The organism is Liquorilactobacillus sp. (genome assembly GCF_047719775.1).
GTDB lineage: Bacteria > Bacillota > Bacilli > Lactobacillales > Lactobacillaceae > Liquorilactobacillus.
The window spans coordinates 48,952-70,279 of sequence record NZ_JBDNTS010000011.1; the positions used below are offsets into that span (position 1 = coordinate 48,952).

Sequence of the window (21,328 nt, forward strand, 5' to 3'; positions counted from 1 at the left end):
GGAGGATGTAAACATGATAAAAGAAGCAATCAAAAAAATTATTGCTGGTAGTAATTTGAGTTACGAGGAAATGAATCAGGCGACAGATGAAATAATGGCAGGGCGAGCTACAGACATTCAGATTGCTGCACTTTTAACAGCGTTAGCGCAAAAAAAGGAAACAATTGCTGAAATTGCAGGAGCAGCCCAATCAATGAGAGAGCACGCACTTCATTTTGATTCAAGTCAACAAGAAACACTTGAAATTGTAGGAACTGGCGGGGATAATGCACACACATTTAATATTTCTACAACAACGGCATTTGTTGTTTCGGCAACCGGGATACCAGTGACAAAGCATGGCAACAGAGCGGCCACATCTTTGAGTGGTGCGGCAGATGTATTAGAAGCACTGGGAGCAAAAATAAGTATTAATCCTGCAAAATCAACTGAAATCCTGGATAAAATTGGGATATGTTTTTTATTTGCACAAGAGTACCATCAAGCGATGCGTTATGTTGCAACGGTTCGTAAGGAATTAGCTTTTAGAACAATTTTTAATATATTAGGACCGCTTGCTAATCCCGCAGGAGCAAAGATGCAATTGATGGGTGTGTATGATGAACAATTACTTAAGGTTATGCCTGAAGTAATGCAGCGACTAGGGGCCAGTTCTGGGATGATTGTTCACGGAACTGATGGATTAGATGAGATTACACTAACTGGTCCGACTAAGGTAGCGGAATTCAATAAAAAAGAAATAAAAAATTATGAATTGACACCAGAACAATTTGGTTTTCATAGTTGTACAAAACAAGAATTAATTGGAGGAACTCCGCAAGAAAATGCCAAAATTACGCGTGCAATTTTAAACGGTGCACATGGGCCAAAGAGTGAGATTGTACTTTTAAATGCTGCAGCTGCAATTCATGTTGCACATCCCGAGGTTGACTTTTTCGAAGGAGTCCGTGAAGCCAAAAAAGCAATAGATAGCAAACTAGCATTAGCTAAGTTGAATGATTTTGTTAAGATGACAAATGATAACGAGGTAATTGTATGATTTTGGATGACTTAGTTGCGACAACAGCTGAACGTCTTAGCTTGCGTAAACAAAAAATTAAATTTGAGGAAATAAAAAAACTTAGTAAGCAGATGAATAATCATGATCTTGCGCACTCTTTTAAACAAAATTTACAGGATACGGAGCTAAGTATAATTGCAGAAATAAAACAAGCATCCCCGTCAAAGGGCACAATCGTTAATGAGTTTCCTTATTTACAGATTGCTAAAGAATACCAAGCTGTAGGAGTCAGTGCGATATCTGTATTGACGGAAGAAAAATATTTTCACGGAAAGCTAGAATATCTAAAAGAAATAGCCAAAGAAAGTAAATTACCAATTCTACGGAAAGATTTTGTGATTGATCCATATATGATTTATGAAGCTCGACTTGTGGGCGCAGCAATCATTTTATTGATTGTGGCAATTCTCAGTGATGAACAGTTAAATGACTATTTGGAATTGACACATGATTTGGGAATGGTCGCAATTGTAGAAGTCCATAATTACTCTGAACTGACACGCGCATTAGCTGCGAATGCTGAAATCATTGGAATTAACAATCGGGATTTGACTAATTTTAAGGTGGACTTAGGCACCACTTGCAGACTGAGTGTTTTGGTCCCAGCGAAACAACTAGTGATTTCGGAAAGTGGGATTCAAAATCAGCAAGATGTAACTTACTTGCAAAATAATGCACGCATTAATGGCATTTTAGTAGGAGAGTATCTAATGCGGGCGCGAAACAAAAAAGATACGATTTTAAATATGAAAGGATAGCAGATGACAGGAATAAAGATTTGCGGGATTAAAGATTTAAAAACAGTGGCAATTTTAAATCAGATTCTTCCAGACTATGTAGGCTTTGTTTTTGCTAAAAGTTCACGCGAAGTCAGCATTGAACAAGCGAAAAGAATTCGTGAGCAGCTTTTGCCTTGTATCAAAACAATTGGTGTTTTTACAGCCTTTGACGAGCAGACCGTTGAAAAACTGGTCAAACAAAAGGTAATCCAAGGGGTTCAATTGCATACCGAAATTACGAACGCAGAAGTCAATAATCTTAAAAATAAAGGCATGTTGATTTTTCAAATAGTAAATAGTCTGACAAAATCATTGGAAAAAGTAGATTATTTGATGTTTGATTCAAGAATACCAGGTTCGGGGCAACTGGCTGATTGGAATCAGATTGACGCAAAAGGACATCCGTTTATGATTGCAGGGGGGTTAAATGCGAATAATGTGGGTGAGGCTATCTCGCGGTTGCATCCAGAAATCGTAGATGTTAGTTCTGGAGTAGAGATAAATGGACAAAAAGATAATAATAAAATAGCTGAATTTATAAGGAGTGTTAGAGATGCAGACAAAGAAAACGAGTAAAATAAATGGGCGCTTTGGTGAATACGGAGGGCAATATATCCCGGAAACCTTGATGAGTGAAGTCGCTAAGTTGGCAAAAGCATATGAATATTACCGAAACAACTCTGATTTTCAGGCAGAAATGATGGATTTGTTGAAAAACTATGCTAATCGACCATCATTATTGTATTATGCAGAAAAAATGACTAATGATCTTGGTGGTGCACAGATTTATTTTAAGCGTGAAGATCTAAATCATACTGGTTCACACAAAATAAATAATGTGATTGGACAGATACTTTTAGCAAAAAAAATGGGTAAAACTAGAGTAATTGCCGAAACTGGTGCGGGACAGCATGGAGTAGCTACAGCAACTATTGCTGCACTTATGGGGATGGAATGTGAAATCTTTATGGGTCAAGTGGATACAAAGAGACAGGCATTGAATGTCTATCGCATGAAGCTCTTAGGGGCGAAGGTCAATTCAATTACAACTGGGACGGGAACCTTGAAAGATGCGGTTAATGCGGCAATGCAAGAATGGAGCAAAAGGACCAATGATACTCATTATGTGATTGGTTCTGTAATGGGTCCATATCCATTCCCAACAATGGTTAGTGATTTTCAGTCCATTATTAGTAAAGAAATCAAACAACAATTGCAAGATAAAACAGGTAAATTACCTGACGCAGTAGTTGCATGTGTTGGTGGTGGAAGTAATGCAATGGGAGCGTTCTATCATTTTATTGCTGAGCCTACTGTAAGGTTAATCGGTTGTGAGGCAGCAGGCAAAGGTGTTAATACACAACAGCATGCAGCAACAATTGAGCGTGGGAGCGTGGGAATCTTTCATGGTATGAAATCAAAGTTTCTGCAAAATGAAGATGGTCAAATTGATGAAGTATATTCAATCTCAGCAGGGCTTGATTATCCTGGAATTGGGCCGCAACATGCAGCTTTAGCAGATACTAAACGGGCTGAATATGTTGGAATCACTGATAACGAAGCAGTTGCAGCTTTTGAATATATAGCACGTCAAGAGGGTATCATTGCAGCGATTGAAAGTTGTCATGCAGTTGCCTATGTGATGAAGCTTGCACCGCAGATGAAAAAAGATCAGATTATTGTCTGCAATCTTTCAGGACGAGGAGACAAAGATGTCGCGGCAATTGCGAGATATAAAGGAGAGAAAATTTATGACTGAGAAGAGATTAAGAGCAGCCTTTACTAACCAGCATAAGGCATTTATTGGATTTGTTACAGCGGGTGATCCAACTTTTGAAAAGTCAGTTGCAGCAATTTTAGCATTGGCTGCAGGTGGAGCAGATGTTATTGAAGTTGGCGTACCATTCAGTGATCCAGTTGCAGACGGTCCAGTTATTCAAGATGCTGATTTGCGAGCTTTCGCAGCAGGAATCACAACGACTAAGGTTTTCGAACTGGTTGGTGAGGTCCGAAAGAAAAGCGATGTATCTCTAGTTTTGTTAGTTTACTTGAATAATATCTTCAAGTACGGTTATGACCGTTTCTTTTCTAAATGCAAACAAGTAGGAATAGATGGGGTAATCATACCAGATTTGCCAATGGAAGAACGTTCAGAAGTATTACCTTTTACGCTTAAATACCAATGTGCATTAATTCCGTTGGTAGCTCCGACTTCGGGAGATCGAATTCCACAAATTGTGCAAGAAACTACAGGCTTCGTATACGTAGTTTCTTCAATGGGAGTTACTGGGGTTAGGAGCCAGCTTGATTCTAATTTGGAAGATATGATTACTGCAATTCGAAAGTCAACTGATGCCCCAATTGCAGTAGGCTTTGGAATCCATACACCCGAGCAGGCAGCCAAAATCGCAGCTATTGCAGATGGTGTAATAGTTGGGTCAGCAATCGTTAAAATAATTGCAGAAAATACAGCAGTGACGATTGAAAAAATTACGGGATACACTAGGCAAATGGGTGCAGCTATCCATAAAGGAGATAGAGAAAAGAATTTATAAAAATCCATTGACAACGCTTACAATCGCTGGTATTATAATCAAATAAAGCAGAGCGTGTTACTGATTCGATCAGGCATTAACCCACTTTTAGACTAGTTATTATAAAATAACTGTCTAGAGCGGGTTTTTTTAATACTTAGTTTCTGGAGGAAGTGATTATGAAATTTATTAAGAATTTTAATAATAATGCTGCTCTAGTTGAAGATGATCAGGGAACTGAATGGATTGTAATTGGTAATGGTGTAGGTTTTGGCAAGAAACAAGGAATGCTAGTTGATGAAGGGAGGGTTGAACGCCGCTTTGTGACTGCTGAAAAGAATAGTTTGGATATTGAAAGTTTTAAAGAAATTGAGGCGCAATCATTAGAATTAACCACAAAAGTTATTGAATTGGTTGAACCATTGTTGGGAATTAAGTTTAACGATTATCAGTATTTTGTTCTTGCAGATCATATTGATTTTTCTCTAAAAAGAGCTTATGAAGGAATCGAAATTAGCGATGGAACAGTTATTTGGGAAATCAGTAAGTTATTCAACGAGGAATATCAAGCAGCAAAGAAAGCAATTACCTTGATAAACCAACAAGTACATGTTCAATTACAAAAAAATGAAGTCGTATTTATGACGTATCATTTTGTGAATGCAAGTATGGATGGTTCAAGACTGCAAGATACAATTAAAATTACAAAGTTGATTTCTGGAATTATTGATATTATACAGTACCAATTTCATCTGACATTAGATACAGAATCTTTTAATTATAGTCGATTTGTTACACATCTACGTGCATTGATGGTTCAAAGAGTCAGTAAAACAAGTCTGGCAGCAAGTGAATTAGATCCCGCACTGCTGAAGTTAATGCAATTGAAATATCCACTTGCATATGAAACAACTGAACGAATTGATAATTATCTGCAAAAGGAAACAAAATGGAAACTGCAACCAGATGACAAAGTTTATTTAACTTTACATATTTGGCGCGTGGCCCATCGGTTAAAAAAAGAATAAAAGTATTTTGGTGTGTTACTGGTCAAGCAGGCATTAACCCAGAGACTTTGCAAGTTACTTTATCCTAATTGGGAGAAGTATTGTAGAGTTAGCTGGGTTTTTATTTTAAATTCAGGAGATGATAAAAATGAAATATGAAGATCTCAGTAATAAAATTATTCAAGGAGTTGGCGGTAAAGAAAATGTTAATAGTGTGGTTCATTGTACTACACGATTAAGATTTAAATTAAAAGATGAAGGAAAAACGAAAACAGAACTGTTAAAAGCAACAGATGGTGTCATTACGGTTGTCCAATCTGGTGGTCAATATCAGGTTGTGATTGGTAATCATGTGGCAGATGTTTATGATGATTTAATTAAAGTTGGAGGATTTCAAGATGGTGGTTCTGTACCAGATGATTATGGCGAAAAGTCCAATATGAGCTTGTTGGATCGCTTTATTGATTTAGTTTCAGGTATATTTACTCCTATTCTAGGGCCATTGTGTGCAGCAGGAATGATCAAGGGCTTTACAGCGATGTTTGTCGCATTCGGCTGGATTACTTCAACTTCGGGTAGTTATTTGATATTACATGCGATTGGAGATGCTTTCTTCTATTTCTTCCCAGTTATTCTTGGTTACACTTCGGCTAATAAGTTTAAAGTTGATAAGTTCGTGGGGATGGCAATTGGTGCAGTGCTATGTTACCCAGATATAGTTGCAATAAATAGCAGTAAAACAATTCTATATACTTTATTTAAAGGAACTTTTTTTGCTTCTGATATCCATACAACTTTCTTTGGAATTCCAGTAGTTATGATGGATTATACTTCTTCAGTTATTCCAATTATTTTAGCAATATGGTTTGCTTCACATATTGAAAAATGGGCTAAAAAAATTATTCCAGATGTTGTTAAAACATTCTTGGTACCTTTTGTTACCTTGATTATTACTTTACCTGTGACATTTATCGTAATTGGACCGATTGCAACTTGGTTAAGTACAGCAGTCTCAGACATTACAGTTGCGATTTATAACTTTAGTCCTATCTTTGCAGGAGTATTAATGGGGGCACTATGGCAAGTATTTGTTATGTTTGGTCTTCATTGGGGATTTGTTGCAGTTATGTTGACTAATCTTGCTTCTAAAGGGTTTGATCCAATCGTGGTTCTTTCTTTTGCAGCATCATTTGCACAAACAGGTGTTGTACTTGCAATGACTCTTCAGACAAAAAATAAAAAAACACGTAGTATTGGAATTCCAGCGGTTATTTCAGGAATTTTTGGGGTGACAGAGCCTGCAATCTATGGACTCTCACTTCCAAGAAAACGACCATTTATTTTAAGTTGTATTGCTGCCGCTGTAGGTGGTGGACTACTTGGATTCTTTGGTACGAAGACCTACATCTATGGTGGATTAGGAATCTTTGCTTTTCCAAGTTATATTAATTCCAAGACAGGAATTGACATGGCCTTTTATGGTTCGATTATCGCAGCAATTGTCGCTGTAATACTTGGATTCGTCCTGCAAATTATCTTTGGTAAGAATTATGTTGATATTGAACCTGAGACTGTGGCTACGACAGCAGCAACGATCTCTCAAACTGATTCAATGGCAACTGAAAGCGACACTGAAATAATCTTCAATAAAGCGACAACTTTAGCAAGCCCACTTTCTGGTAAGTTAATCCAATTAGCCGAGATAGATGATAAGGTTTTTGCTTCTGGAGCAATGGGAAAGGGGATTGCAATCGAGCCGACAGAAGGAATGATTTATGCTCCTGCCGCTGGTGAGGTTGTCTTAGCCTTTCCTACTGGACATGCAGTAGGGTTGAAGACGGTAGACGGTGCAGAATTATTAATGCATATCGGAATGGATACTGTTAATCTTGAAGGCGAAGGCTTTAAGATGCTTGTGAAACAAGGAGAACAGGTGGATTTAGGAACACCACTTGTTAAATTTGATATTGAGTCAATTAAAGCGGCAGGGTACAGTGTTATCACGCCATTGGTTGTTACAAATTCAAAAAATTATCATGAGGTAAGGATAATATCTAATAAGAGTGAAATTACCAAGAGTGAAGCTCTGCTGGAGCTACTATGATTTAATGAAGGAAGGTAAAAGAATGAAATTTCCAGATGATTTTCTATGGGGTGGAGCAACGGCAGCCAATCAATATGAAGGGGCACACTTGACTGATGGTAAGGGATTATCATTAGTTGATATCTTACCCGCAAAAGCCGAAAAAAGAAATGATGCATTATTCAATCCTAAGCAGGCATTAACTACAAAGTATCGATATTATCCAAGTCATGAATCAGTTGACTTTTATCACCATTTTCGTGAGGATATCAAATTGTTCGCTGAAATGGGTTTTAAGGTATATCGAATGTCAATCAGCTGGCCAAGAATTTTCCCTAATGGTGATGATGAAAAACCTAATGAAGAAGGATTGAAATTCTATGATGAGATTTTTGCAGAATGTCGGAAATACAAAATTGAGCCTTTGGTAACTATTAATCATTTTGATACACCGCTGGCCTTATTTGAGAAATACAATGGTTGGGCTGATCGGAGGTTAGTCAATTTATATTTGAAATATTGCGAGATCCTTTTTAAACACTATAAGGGTCAAGTAAAGTACTGGTTGACCTTTAATGAAATCAATATGATACTGCATATCCCGTTTTTAGGTGGCGGTCTTGATGTAAACGATGCTGAAAACCCAGAACAACTGAAATATCAGGCCGCTCATCATCAGCTAGTTGCTTCTGCACTTGCAACAAAATTAGCACATGAAGTAGATAAAGAAAATCAAGTCGGCTGTATGTTAGCTGCAGGACAAACATATCCATATACATGTAATCCAAAAGATATATGGGCAGCGTTAGAAGCTGACCGTGAAGGATATTTCTTTACTGATGTCCAGTCTCGAGGATATTATCCAAGCTATGTGGATAAAATATTCAAAGAGAAAAAAGTTGAATTGAAATGGTTAGAAAATGACAAGCAAATTTTACGTGAAAATACTGTGGATTTTATCTCTTTTAGCTACTACTCTTCAAGGTTAACAAGTGCGGATCCTAATGTGATGGGGAAAACGGCAGGCAATATTTTTGCATCGCTCAAAAATCCATATCTAAAGACGAGTTCGTGGGGGTGGCAGACTGATGGACTGGGATTACGGATAACGATGAATCAAATTTATGATCGTTATCAAAAGCCGCTTTTTATAGTTGAAAATGGTTTAGGGGAAAAAGATGTAGTCACTTCTAGGAATGAAATTCATGATCAATACCGAATTGATTATCTAAGAGAGAATTTGCGTGCACTAGGTGCTGCAATTGATGATGGTGTCGAGTGTCTTGGATACACTAGTTGGGGGTGTATTGATTTAGTTTCGGCTGGAAGCGGTGAGATGTCTAAACGCTATGGCTATGTATATGTTGACAGAAGCGATAAGGGCGAAGGCTCATTGCAAAGATTGAAAAAGGATTCATTTTATTGGTATCAAAAAGTTATAAATACAAATGGTAAGTATTTATTAGAGGAGGATGTTTAAATGTATAGTAAGAATGTTCCTAGTGGGTTTCCAACAAATTTTTTGTGGGGTGGAGCGACGGCTGCTAATCAGGTAGAAGGTGCTTGGAATATTGATAGTAAGGGAATTTCAACAGCCGAAGTAGTTAAGCGAGCAACTAGTCGTAAAAATTTTACGCTGAATGAGGTAACTAAACAATCATTAAAAGAAGCTATCGCGGATTCAAGTACGTCAACCTATCCTAAGCGACGCGGAATTGATTTCTATCATCATTATGAAGAAGATATCAAACTTTTTGCAGAAATGGGTTTTAAAGCCTATCGTTTGTCAATTGCTTGGAGTAGAATTTTCCCCAATGGTGATGAAAATGAGCCAAATGAAAAAGGACTTTTATTCTATGATCATGTTTTTGAAGCTTGTAAAAAATATGGAATAGAACCGGTTGTGACGATCTCACATTATGAAATGCCGCTTGGATTAACTTTAAAAAATAATGGTTGGGCAGCACGAAAAACGATTACTGAATTCACAAAATTCACAAAGGTACTGTTTGAGCGTTATAAAGGACAAGTAAAATATTGGCTGACGTTCAATGAAATTAATGCAGCCGTTTGGGGATTTAATGGAACTGGGGCTCTTGATGAAGAACTACCCATTGAACAAAAGATGCAGTTACGCTATCAGTCTTTGCATCACCAATTTATCGCGAGTGCATTGGCTGTGTTACAGTGTCATGAAATTGACCCTGAAGCAAAAATTGGATCAATGCTCGCAAGGATGCAAACATATCCTAAGACACCCGCACCTAATGATGTCCGAGCTGCTCAATTGCAAGACCAATTGAACCTCTTCTTCACTGACGTCCAAGTACGAGGCGAATATCCTAGGTTTATGAATCGCTATTTCTATGAAAATGGAATTGAATTGGATTTTGCAGCAGATGATGAAGAAACATTGAAACAAGGAAAGGTCGACTTTTTGAGCTTTAGTTATTACATGTCAACTGTCACATCGGATGCTGATGATATTACTAAGTCAACAGGAAACTTTGCGCTTGGAGAAACTAATCCATATTTAGCTTCTAGTGAGTGGGGGTGGCAAATTGATCCAGTCGGGCTCAGAGTTTCTTTGAATGAACTATGGGATCGCTATCAAGTTCCATTATTTATTGTAGAAAATGGTCTTGGAGCGATTGATGAATTGACGTCAGATAAAAAAATTCATGATGATTACCGGATAGATTATTTGCGTAAGCATCTTGTTGAGATGAAAGAAGCAATAAAAGACGGGGTTGAGTTGCTGGGGTATACATCTTGGGGGCCAATCGATTTAATTAGTGCCTCTACATCTGAAATGTCGAAACGCTACGGCTTCATCTATGTTGACCAAGATGATGACGGCAATGGTAGTTTAGAGAGAATTCGTAAAGACTCATTTTATTGGTTCAAGGAAGTCATTGCAACGAATGGTGAAAAACTATAATTAATTATAAATTATAAGATTAAAATAAAGGAATTACGCCAAAAATGAAGTGCCGCATAATAATTAGATTTTTGTCTAACTACTATGTGCACTTCAAAAGTATAATTTGGCGCAGTTCCTTTATTTATTACGAATAAACAGATTTCATAAGACAAGATTTGAATTCTAGATTTAGGATTTATACAGTGAAAGAAGCTAGGATGATAGTATGGCACTGCGACTCCATTTCAATGAATTTTTTATTCTTTAGAAGCAGAAATCTTTTTAAATACAGAGAGCTTGCTATTTTTAAGTGGGTGCCAATTGGGACGTCCTACTAGAAATCCTAAGGGGGGAACTTTATAACAAATCCATGCAAGTTCAAATGAGATAAAAACAACAAGAAGCCATCCAACAGGGATGAGTATCAATAGTAACCAGTTTGGCAGTGAAAGGGTACTTAAAATATAATTTACGATCAAGAGACCGATTGTTTGATTCAAGTACATACCAAAGCTGACTTTAACAGCTCGATCCATTAGTGATTGTAACCAATTTGGCAAACCACGAGCTTGGCGTTGTGCATATTTTTTTCCAATCCAAAAGATTAGGCTAAGCATCACAATATCATAGCATACGATATAAGGTTGATGAAGAGATAGGGCGTGATCGCTATCTAGCTGCAAGTATTGCTGGTTCCAGATACGGTAATAAGCAATCATACCAAAGGCCATTGTGATAGCGAGAATTATTAACTGCTTAATATGCCGCTCAAGAAATGCATAAACTTTTTCGTGATATAGCCAAGTATAAACACCAAAAAATATATAGAATTGATATGCAAAGATATTGATGCTGACCGCTTTAATCCAATAAGGCCAAGAGCTGGTATCGGTTTGACTCATAACGTATTTAATCCAAAAGTCTGTCAACAGTTGGATAGTGAAACTGGTTGATAGAATCAGTGAATGGTGTCTTGCAAAGTGTTGAAAAAGATAAACAATTACAGGAAATAGTAGATATAGTTGCATTACAAGCAGCATATAATAAAGATAAAAACTACTTCCGTGCATCACAATTGTGAAGTATTTGCTGCCAAATGAATCAAGTGAATAATTCGGATTACCAATCATTATCATTAAAGTCAATAAGAGTGCATTCCATGCTAGGTAAGGCCAGAGGCTGCCACCAAATCTTTTTTTGAGGAATTTTGACCAATCATGTTTTTTAAAGTATGTCAAAGTTAAAACAATGCCGCTGATAAAAATAAATCCCATTCTAGTATAGTGGAACATGACACGCGCACTGCGTACAGTGTAGTAAGTATTACCGTCTGTCATTGCTGAAGTGAATTTATTAACTGTATGATTAAATAATACACCAAGAGTAAAAAAGATACGCATAAAATCAATTTCATACAAATGGCGACGTTTTTGTGTAGCAGTAGTATTAATCAAAAGGAACCCCTTTTCTAAATAAATATATTTGAAGCATAAGCTATATATTATTTTAGAAGAAAGATAAGATTTTTTTTGAAATGATATTTGCTTGTTTTTCAAATAAAACATGAATTTTTAAAGAAAAAAGGAATGCGCTATAATTTAGAAATTAAAATTAGATGAAGAATTTTGACTTATGAGATATATTTATTTTTAATAAAAAGAGGGTTGAATCAAAATTTAACTTCTGATTCAACCCCAGTGATTAATTGATTACGCATAAATTTACTATAACTTTTCCGTCTAATCCGGTTTATGCACGTTAATCTTGTTTTTATACGTTGATAACTTTATCTAAGAATGCTTTTGTTCGTTCGTTTTTTGGATGATCGAATACAGCCTCTGGTTTTCCTTCTTCTACAACGACACCATCTGCCATAAAGACCACACGATCAGCCATCTCTTTTGCAAAGCCCATTTCATGGGTGACAACGACCATGGTCATTCCTTCTTTTGCGAGCTTCTTCATTACTTCTAGGACATCACCGACCATTTCAGGATCAAGTGCGGATGTTGGTTCATCGAATAACATAATGTCGGGGTTCATTGCAAGTGCACGTGCAATTGCAACACGCTGCTTCTGTCCCCCAGAAAGAGATTGTGGTTTAGCAGAATACTTGTCTTCCAGTCCGACAGTTGTAAGCAATTTTTTTGCTTGTGCAGCAGCATCTTCTTTTGAAAGCTTACCTAATTCAACGGGAGCTAATTCGACATTTTGACCAACTGTTAAATTGTTGAAGAGATTAAAATGCTGGAAAACCATTCCAATATTTTCACGAGCTTGATCAATATTGGTTTTAGTATTACTGATATCTTTTCCATCAATTGATACTTTCCCAGAAGTAGGGTTCTCAAGTCGGTTCAAACAGCGTAAAAGTGTACTCTTACCAGAACCAGATGGCCCTATCAACACGACAACCTCATTATTGGCAACTTTGAAATCAATTCCTTTAAGAACATGGTTATCACCAAAACTTTTATTCAAATCTGTTACATCTACTTTTAAATTAGCCATTAGTCATTAATCCTCCGTTCAACCCACTTAGATAGTAATGTCAACAATGTAATAATTAAAAGATAGATTACCGCAATGATGGCCCAGACTTTAAATCCTTCAAGGTTACGAGCAATAATAATCTTACCGGTTTGAGTTAATTCTAGAATTCCGATAATCGATAGAATCGAGGTATCCTTCAAAGTAATAATAAATTGATTGATAAATGAAGGAATCATTATCTTGATACCTTGCGGTAGGATAACCTTGCCCATTGCTTTACCAAAAGGTAGCCCTAGACTTCTCGCAGCTTCCATCTGTCCAATATCGACAGCTTCAATCCCACCTTTAACAAATGCGGCAGTGTAAGCACCTTCGTTTAAAGTCAAAGTAATAATACCAGCTACGAAAGCTGGAATCTTGGTACCAGTTAGACTAGGAACACCATTATAAATGAATAAGGCGAGTACTAGCAAAGGCAAACCTCTAAAAATGTAAACAATTGTCGTAGAGATGCCGCGTGCAAATTTGTTGGGTAAAACACCAAGTAATCCAACAAGAATTCCAAAGATCGTTGCACAAATGATGGAGACAATTGTCAACTTAAGGGTTTCTAAGATTCCGCTTAGGATAGCTTTTTGATTTTGGCGCAAAAGGCCGAAGAAAGTACTACCCTCAGAGTTTGATTTACTTGTCTTGGTTGTGGCTGCTTTACCAGTATATTTCTTGATAATTTGATCGTATTTGCCATTTTTCTTTAGTTTAGCCAATCCAGCATTGAACATCTTTAGTAATTTTTGATTTTGTCCTTTTTTAACAGCAAATCCGTATTTTCCAACATCGGTAGGTTTCGTAACGATTTTTAGACCTAAACCAGTTTTAACGCCATAATTAAGTACAGCACTATCATCGAAACATGCGGCAGAATTACCTGTTTTAACATCGTTATAGACATTATCAGAATCATCAAAAGTGACGATTTTGAATCCATACTTGTCTTTAATTGAGTTTGCATATGTAGCACCTTGTGTACCGGTTTTGACAGCAACGGTTTTCCCTTTTAATCCCTTAAGGCTTGTAATCTTGCTACTAGGAGCAACTGCCATTACAATTCCAGATTCATAGTAAGGGGTAGAAAAGTCGAGCGTTTGCTTACGTTCATCAGTAATCGTCATTCCAGCGATAACGCCATCAATCTGCCCAGAACTGAGGGACTGAACAGCTGCATTAAATCCAAGTGGTTTTATGTTGACTTTAAAACCTTCTTCTTTGGCGATGGAGCGGATTAATTCCATATCGATCCCTACATATTTGTTATTGGAATTTGCATAAACAAATGGGGGAAAGGTAACATCTGTACCAATTGTATAAGTCGTGGCAGCGTGTACCTGTGGAGCGTGCCAGGCAAACATCCCTAAAGTTGCAAAAAATAATGCAAAAAAAAGTTTTAATCTAATTTTCATTTAATCTCCCTCTATCCTTTAATATCATATGCCAATTATATCACATACATGTAATTAAAAATAATTGTAGCATATTAATCGTAAATAATAAGGGCCATTAATAATTTATTCGAAACTATATTGTATTCAATTAATTTCACAATAAATCAAATATAACAGAGGTAGTAAGGATATTTGGATGATACAAGACAATAAAACATAAGCGCTTTACTATATTTTTAAGATCAAGTGTTCAGTATTAAAAATTTTTTAGTACACAAAAATTCATAATAAAAAATTTTATAAAAATAATAAAGCACTTGACTTTTGGTTAGAATAAAGTGATAATAATTAGCAATTAATAACGGAAAGGATGACTGTATTATGATTTTAAACATTCAAACATGGCAACTTTGGCGTAGCTAGGGCAGGTCGGGTGTTTTTTATGGACATAGACTTGCTTAATTACTTTTGTAGTTTTGAGAGAGTCTATGCCGGATACAGTTTATTCAAGGACTGATCATGCATACCTATGTGTGGTCAGTTTTTTTATTGGACGAGACTCTCTTTTTATAAAAAATAAAAAGGAGTTTTTTATTATGACAGAAAAAAAAGGATTACAAACAAAAAAGGGATATTACGGAATTTTTGGTGGACAATATGTTCCTGCCGATGTTGCAGGTGCATTGCAACAACTAGAAGACGCATATTTAAAGTATAAAGATGATAAGAAATTCAGAGCAGAATTAGCATATTATTTAAAAGATTATTCTGGGCGCGAAACACCACTTTATTTTGCTGAATCATTAACTAAGAAATTGGGTGGTGCAAAAGTATATTTAAAAAGAGAGGATTTAAATCATTTAGGAGCCCATAAATTAAACAATGTTCTTGGACAGATTCTTCTTGCTAAAAGAATGGGTAAAACAAAGGTCATTGCAGAAACTGGTGCTGGTCAGCATGGGGTAGCTACTGCAGCAGCGGCAGCAAAATTTGGGATGGATTGTGAAATATTTATGGGAGCAGAAGATGTTCGCAGGCAGAAACTAAATGTTTTTAGAATTAACTTATTGGGTGCTAAGGTCCATTCTGTTAATGAGGGCAATGGGACTTTGAAGAATGCTGTTGATGCTGCTTTTAGTCATTTTGCACAACATTTAGATGACACTTTCTACGTATTAGGTTCGGCTGTTGGACCATATCCTTATCCAACAATTGTTAAAGATTTTCAAAGTGTCATTAGTAAAGAAGCTCGTAAGCAGATTCTGGAAAAAGAAAAGCGATTGCCAGATGCAATAATTGCTTGTGTTGGTGGGGGGTCGAATGCAATTGGAGCTTTCGCAGAATTCATTAATGATCCTGAAGTTAAATTATTTGGCGCCGAAGCAGCAGGCAAAGGTGTTGCTACACCAGATAATGCAGCTACGATGACAAACGGAACTGTTGGAATTTCGGATGGGATGAAAACATATGTCCTGCAAGACGAGCAAGGAAATGTGTTACCGGCATACTCAATTTCTGCTGGACTTGATTATCCTGGAGTCGGACCCGAACACGCTTATCTTAAGGATACGAAAAGAGCACAGTATGATGCAATTACAGATCAAGAAGCAATCGATGCATTTGTTCTGTTATCTAAGACTGAAGGAATAATTCCAGCATTGGAAAGTTCACACGCAGTTGCAGAAGCGGTAAAAATTGTGCCTAAGATGAATAAAGATCAAATTGTAATAATTAATATCTCTGGACGGGGAGACAAAGATGTTGAACAAGTTGCCAATTTTTTGGGAATCGAAGTGTGAGCAATGTAAGAAGTAAACATTGTGAAGCAACTATTTATTATTAATTTTAAATTTTATAAATTAAGAATTTTTTTATTATTATTAAGCTTTATTGCAAATTTCCATTGACAACGTATGAAAATCGCGTTAAATTATTATTAAATTAAACGAAAGGAGTCCTAACCATGAATAATAGTATGTGTAATAGTTTCACAATTGAATTTGCCCTACTACTATGACCCAGGACTCTGACATTATTAGTCGAGTCCTATTTACCGTTATAGGAATGGGGCTCGGGAGGAAGGCGTCTCATTCTATATTGAATGAGGCGTCTTTTTGTCTGGGAGTGTGACATAAGTTGGAAAAGTTTTAGTACTAACTCGAAATTACGAATATAGCGAGTGTTTTGCTATGAGTCATTCGAAGTTAGACGGAGAATTTTGACTTATGGAACACGTTTATACGGAATAAATAGAGAAGTTAGGTCATTCTGGCCCAACCTTCTTGTCTGAGTAGAATCAATTGAAAATAAGCGGAGGGAACAAATTTAATGAAAATAAAAAGAATTGCAGTTTTGCAAGGCGATTATATTGGACCAGAGATAATGGCTGCAGGACTTGAGGTATTAAAAGCAGCTAAACAAGGAACAGGGTTTGAATATCAAATACATAAGTATCGTTTTGGCGGCGAAGCAATTGATAGCTGTGGCGAGCCATTACCACAAAGTACTATTGAAGGCTGCAAAAGTTCTGATGCAATCTTGCTCAGTGCAATTGGCGGCCCTAAGTGGGATAAGGCAAGTGTTAGGCCAGAAACAGGCTTATTAACAATTAGAAACAAACTTGGATTATTCGCAAATATCCGTCCAACTAAGATTAATCCAGTCTTAGCTAGAAAGTCTCCAGTCAAAGCCGAAGTAATTCAAAATACTGACTTTGTAATTGTGCGAGAACTGACAAGTGGAATATATTTTGGAACTCCTAGGAGGCAAGATGAGCATGCAGCAGTTGATACTTCAAGTTATACGGTGGAAGAGATTGAAAGAATCATGCATATAGGTTTTGAAATGAGTATGCACCGCAAGAAACATGTGACGGTTGTCGATAAAGCCAATGTGTTAGCTACTTCAAAATTATGGCGGCAAGTGGCACAGAAAATGAGCAATGATTATCCAGAAGTTGTTGTTGATTACTGTTACGTTGATGCTGCGGCAATGAAAATTATTACGCGTCCAAGTTTCTTTGATGTAGTTATTACGGCAAACCTATTCGGAGATATTTTAAGCGACGAGGCATCAGTCTTAACAGGATCACTTGGAACAATTCCTTCTATGAGTACAGGTATTAATGGACCGAGTCTATATGAGCCAATTCACGGTTCAGCGCCTGACATTGCTGGGAAAGGAATTGCGGATCCAATCTCAATGATTCAAAGTATTGAGATGATGCTTCGAGAGTCATTTGGAGAATACGAGATAGCTGATAGAATTGCAAACGCAGTTGAACAAACTATTGAAATGGGGAGTGTAACACCAGATCTTGGCGGTGAAGCGACAACCAAGGAAGTTACAGCACGAATAATTGAGAATTTGAGAGGATGAAATAGAATGGGAAAAACATTATTTGACAAGCTTTGGGAGAAACATGTAGTTAGTGGAAAAAAAGGAGAACCGCAATTAATTTATGTGGACTTGCACCTAGTACACGAAGTTACATCACCGCAAGCTTTTGAAGGGTTGAGAACGAATAAGCGAACTGTGAGACGACCTGATCGAACCTTTGCAACAATGGATCATAATGTACCAACGAAAGACATTTTCAATATTAAGGATCAGATTTCACGCAAACAGATCGAAACACTGCGAACAAATTGCAAAGAATTCGGACTTCGTTTGGCAGATATGGGGAATGAAGAGCAAGGAATTGTCCATGTAATCGGGCCACAACTTGGCTTAACGCAGCCTGGACAAATTGTAGTTTGCGGGGATTCACATACTGCAACCCATGGAGCATTTGGTTCGATTGCATTTGGAATTGGAACATCTGAAGTTGAACATGTGCTGGCTACGCAGACAATTTGGCAACTTAAGCCTAAAACAATGGGAATTCATTTGTACGGGAAACTGCAAGAAGGAGTCGCTGCAAAGGATATTATTATGGCATTAATTGCACAAAATGGTGTTGATTTTGGAACTGGACATGCAGTCGAATTCTTTGGCGAAACAGTACAGCAGTTGTCGATGGAAAATCGAATGACTATTTGTAATATGGCAATCGAAGGCGGAGCAAAGATGGGAATGATGCGCCCAGATCAAACAACCTTTGAATATCTGAAAGGTCGGAAGTATGCACCTAAAGATCTAGATACAGCTATTGAATACTGGCGACAGTTCTATACGGATGATATTACTGACTATGATACTGTAATTGAATTTGATGTTAGTACATTAGCACCTTATGTTTCTTGGGGGACTAATCCTTCAATGGCAGTTCCAGTAAATGCAAATTTACCAAAGATTACAGATATGAATGTGCAGCGGGCATACGATTACATGGATTTAAAGCCAGCAATTAAGGCAACAGATATCCCAATTCAGTGGATTTTCATTGGATCATGTACGAATGGCCGCCTGGCAGATATTCAAGAGGCTGCCCACGTTATGGAGGGCCATCATATTGCAGAAAACGTAACTGCATGGATTGTTCCAGGCTCAAGAGCGGTTAAGAATGCGGCTGAAGAATTAGGATTAGATCAGATTTTTAAGAATGCAGGGTGCGAATGGCGCGAACCAGGGTGTTCAGCATGCTTGGCAATGAATCCAGATAAAATTCCAGCTGGAATTCACTGTGCATCAACAACTAATCGTAACTTTGAAGGTCGGCAAGGTAAAAATGCAAGAACACATCTTGCAAGTCCGGCAATGGTTGCAGCTGCAGCAATTCATGGACATTTTGTTGACATTCGCCAAAAGGAGGCAATCTAATATGGAAGCAATCACAATCCACAAAGGGACAACAATTCCTTTGATGAACAATAATATTGATACAGATCAAATTATTCCGAAGCAGTTCTTGAAGAACATCTTAAAAACAGGTTATGGTCAGCATCTCTTTCATGATTGGCGCTTTCTAGACGATGGAACACCTAACCCAGACTTTATATTAAATAAACCAGAACATCAGGATGCAACGATTCTAATTAGTGGTGATAACTTTGGGTGTGGTTCTTCACGCGAACATGCAGCATGGGCCCTCAAAGATTGGGGATTCAAAATTATAATTGCCGGCGGATATAGCGACATTTTCTTTATGAATTGTACAAAGAATGGAATATTACCAATTATTTTGCCACAGAGTACAAGAGATATTTTGTCGCAGTTAGCGCCTGATGACAAGATTACAATTGATTTACCACAGCAAAAAGTAATTTGGCAAGATAAAATGTACGCATTTGAGATAGATGCAACATGGAAACAGAAATTTATTGCTGGAATAGACGATATTGAATTAACACTGAGACAAGAAGAAAAAATAAGTGATTTCGAAAAAAATATGCCAATTTTTGAATAGAGAGGAAAGTATATATGGAAGAAACAATCAGTTCAAAAAATATACAAGATAATAAAAAAGCATGGCAATTAAAGGCAAGAATGAATCAGATACAACCAACAACAACTTTTTATAAGATTTTTATTTTAGTTTCAGCTGGTATGTTTCTAGATGCGATTGATGTGTACTTAGCGAGTGGAGTAAGCAGCTATTTGTTGGAAACAAATTGGTCAACATTGAAACTTAACTCAATTTTTTTAGCAGTTGGTTTTTTCGGCTTGTTTTTAGGATCGGTATTTGCAGGAATAGTGGGAGACTTTTTTGGGAGAAAGAAAGCATATCAGCTGAACTTGATTGTCTTTGGATCTTTTACCCTGATTGGTTCATTCGCACCTAATATGTACTTCTTAATTGCTTGCCGCTTGCTTGCAAGTATTGGATTAGGAACTGAGATAGTTACCGGATATGCAATGATTAATGAATTTGCACCAGTCAAGAGTCGTGGAAAATGGTGTGCACTAACTTCATTTATCGCTAATTGTGGAGCTCCAATCACAATGTTGATGTGTACATTATTGATTCCACATTTTACTTGGAGAATAATGTTTATTATTTCTGGAATATCTGCATTAATCTTATGGTATTTTCGTCGCAGTTTACCTGAATCACCTCGTTGGAGCATTGCACATGGTCGAATAGATGAAGCTCAAGATGTTATTAATGAGATTGAAAACGAGATGAAAGATGAAGGAGTAAGCAAAGCCCAAATTAATTCCAAGATAAATAGTACCGTGGCTGCTGCTGAAATTAATAGTCATTTTGGACGTAATCTTCTTGTTGCAATTGTTGCTGTTTCAGCAACAATTGTCTGCCAATATACGTTTACCTCTTGGGTGCCAACACTTTTGGTTAAGCAAGGAATTAACATTGTTTCTTCTTTAGGATTTACGACAGTGATGTTGCTGGGAGCCCCGACAGGTGCATTTTTGGGTGCGCAATTAGTGGATAGGGTTGGCAGAAAGCCAACGATTGTCACCGCCTTTATTTTTGCAGCAGTCTTAGGCATTATTTATTCACAGCAGACTAATTCAGTAACTGTTATGGTACTTGGATTCCTGTTGACTACTTGTTTTTATATCTTAATGGCATCGGTGGTTGGTGTTTATGTTTCGGAATTATTTACAACCAAGTATCGCTTTCGCGGGGCAGGGATTGCCAATGGTTTATCTAAGTTAATAACTGTAGGGATGCCACTTGGGGTTGCATGGTTGTTGAGTATTTCAAATACTACAATGATTTTTATTGTAATAAGTATTTTTGCGATAATCGCTGCAGTGATTGTATATTTTTTTGGACCTGAAACTAATAATCAGGAAGTCGATTAAAATATCATGGCAGAACTTTCTTTAAAGACAATCCCTCTTTATTTCTTTAACTATTTGTTTTAAAATACTTAATTGTGACTAATCGTTAGTCGACTTTAGATTAAGTGAGGATAACCTTCTTGTGTTCAGAAATAGCAACAACCTTGCATAAGCCACCAAATGGGAGTGTGCCATAAGTCGGGAAAATTTGAGTACTAACTCGAAATTACGAACACAGCGAGTACTTTGCTATGAGTAATTCGAAGTTAGACAGAGAATTTTGACTTATGAAACACGTTTATACGAAATAAATAAAG

The 21,328-nt window shown here is 37.0% G+C and carries 17 protein-coding genes; 14 read left to right on the forward strand and 3 right to left on the reverse strand.

Translation table 11 applies throughout. From position 1 onward, the window contains the following. The first annotated feature begins 13 nt into the window (after positions 1-13). The 9 genes from trpD to ABF682_RS07335 all read left to right on the forward strand — a co-directional run bounded on the left by trpD (position 14) and on the right by ABF682_RS07335 (position 10,404). Entirely contained in the window at positions 14-1,039 is a 1,026-nt protein-coding gene (trpD, locus tag ABF682_RS07295) for an anthranilate phosphoribosyltransferase (RefSeq protein ID WP_289980509.1), read from the forward strand. Further along, entirely contained in the window at positions 1,036-1,818 is a 783-nt protein-coding gene (gene trpC / locus ABF682_RS07300; RefSeq protein WP_415619409.1) for an indole-3-glycerol phosphate synthase TrpC, read from the forward strand. Before trpD ends, trpC begins: the two co-directional genes overlap by 4 nt. 3 nt (positions 1,819-1,821) lie before the next feature. After that, positions 1,822-2,415 (forward strand): phosphoribosylanthranilate isomerase, encoded by a 594-nt coding sequence (locus ABF682_RS07305; protein ID WP_415619410.1) that lies wholly within the window; start codon positions 1,822-1,824, stop codon positions 2,413-2,415. Beyond that, positions 2,393-3,598, forward strand: coding sequence for a tryptophan synthase subunit beta (trpB, locus tag ABF682_RS07310; protein ID WP_415619411.1), 1,206 nt, complete (start codon positions 2,393-2,395; stop codon positions 3,596-3,598). Before ABF682_RS07305 ends, trpB (ABF682_RS07310) begins: the two co-directional genes overlap by 23 nt. Continuing rightward, positions 3,591-4,394 carry a tryptophan synthase subunit alpha gene (gene trpA / locus ABF682_RS07315; protein ID WP_415619412.1) on the forward strand — a complete coding sequence of 268 codons (804 nt, stop codon included), beginning with the start codon at positions 3,591-3,593 and terminating at the stop codon, positions 4,392-4,394. Before trpB (ABF682_RS07310) ends, trpA begins: the two co-directional genes overlap by 8 nt. A 158-nt stretch (positions 4,395-4,552) precedes the next feature. Continuing rightward, positions 4,553-5,401: a PRD domain-containing protein gene (locus ABF682_RS07320; RefSeq protein ID WP_415619413.1), complete on the forward strand. Its 849-nt coding sequence runs from the start codon at positions 4,553-4,555 to the stop codon at positions 5,399-5,401. Between the two features lie 127 nt (positions 5,402-5,528). After that, a complete protein-coding gene (locus ABF682_RS07325; protein ID WP_415619414.1) occupies positions 5,529-7,484 on the forward strand; it encodes a beta-glucoside-specific PTS transporter subunit IIABC in 1,956 nt (651 codons plus the stop codon). Between the two features lie 22 nt (positions 7,485-7,506). Further along, positions 7,507-8,943 carry a 6-phospho-beta-glucosidase gene (locus ABF682_RS07330; RefSeq protein ID WP_289980457.1) on the forward strand — a complete coding sequence of 479 codons (1,437 nt, stop codon included), beginning with the start codon at positions 7,507-7,509 and terminating at the stop codon, positions 8,941-8,943. Next, a complete protein-coding gene (locus tag ABF682_RS07335; RefSeq protein WP_289980455.1) occupies positions 8,944-10,404 on the forward strand; it encodes a glycoside hydrolase family 1 protein in 1,461 nt (486 codons plus the stop codon). It begins immediately after the preceding gene. Between the two features lie 239 nt (positions 10,405-10,643). Here the strand turns inward: ABF682_RS07335 and ABF682_RS07340 are convergent, their stop codons facing one another. The 3 genes from ABF682_RS07340 to ABF682_RS07350 all read right to left on the reverse strand — a co-directional run bounded on the left by ABF682_RS07340 (position 10,644) and on the right by ABF682_RS07350 (position 14,288). Next, the gene (locus ABF682_RS07340; RefSeq protein ID WP_415619415.1) at positions 10,644-11,840 is read right to left on the reverse strand and encodes an acyltransferase family protein; all 1,197 of its coding nucleotides are present in this window, start codon (positions 11,838-11,840) and stop codon (positions 10,644-10,646) included. A gap of 316 nt (positions 11,841-12,156) precedes the next feature. After that, entirely contained in the window at positions 12,157-12,897 is a 741-nt protein-coding gene (locus ABF682_RS07345) for an amino acid ABC transporter ATP-binding protein (RefSeq protein ID WP_289980452.1), read from the reverse strand. Next, positions 12,897-14,288 carry an amino acid ABC transporter substrate-binding protein/permease gene (locus ABF682_RS07350; protein ID WP_415619429.1) on the reverse strand — a complete coding sequence of 464 codons (1,392 nt, stop codon included), beginning with the start codon at positions 14,286-14,288 and terminating at the stop codon, positions 12,897-12,899. The genes ABF682_RS07345 and ABF682_RS07350 overlap by 1 nt, the downstream gene beginning before the upstream one ends. Before the next feature lie 629 nt (positions 14,289-14,917). Here ABF682_RS07350 and trpB (ABF682_RS07355) point away from each other — a divergent pair. From trpB (ABF682_RS07355) to ABF682_RS07375, 5 genes are all read left to right on the forward strand, one after another. Then, positions 14,918-16,120: a tryptophan synthase subunit beta gene (trpB, locus tag ABF682_RS07355; protein ID WP_415619416.1), complete on the forward strand. Its 1,203-nt coding sequence runs from the start codon at positions 14,918-14,920 to the stop codon at positions 16,118-16,120. A 529-nt stretch (positions 16,121-16,649) separates the two neighbouring features. After that, the gene (gene leuB / locus ABF682_RS07360) at positions 16,650-17,699 is read left to right on the forward strand and encodes a 3-isopropylmalate dehydrogenase (protein ID WP_289980448.1); all 1,050 of its coding nucleotides are present in this window, start codon (positions 16,650-16,652) and stop codon (positions 17,697-17,699) included. Between the two features lie 6 nt (positions 17,700-17,705). After that, complete coding sequence (gene leuC, locus ABF682_RS07365; protein ID WP_289980446.1) at positions 17,706-19,082, forward strand: 3-isopropylmalate dehydratase large subunit; 1,377 nt, start codon at positions 17,706-17,708, stop codon at positions 19,080-19,082. A gap of 1 nt (position 19,083) precedes the next feature. Further along, positions 19,084-19,668: a 3-isopropylmalate dehydratase small subunit gene (gene leuD / locus ABF682_RS07370; protein ID WP_415619417.1), complete on the forward strand. Its 585-nt coding sequence runs from the start codon at positions 19,084-19,086 to the stop codon at positions 19,666-19,668. Positions 19,669-19,682: 14 nt separating this feature from the next. Then, the gene (locus ABF682_RS07375) at positions 19,683-21,032 is read left to right on the forward strand and encodes an MFS transporter (RefSeq protein ID WP_289980442.1); all 1,350 of its coding nucleotides are present in this window, start codon (positions 19,683-19,685) and stop codon (positions 21,030-21,032) included. Positions 21,033-21,328: the final 296 nt, after the last annotated feature.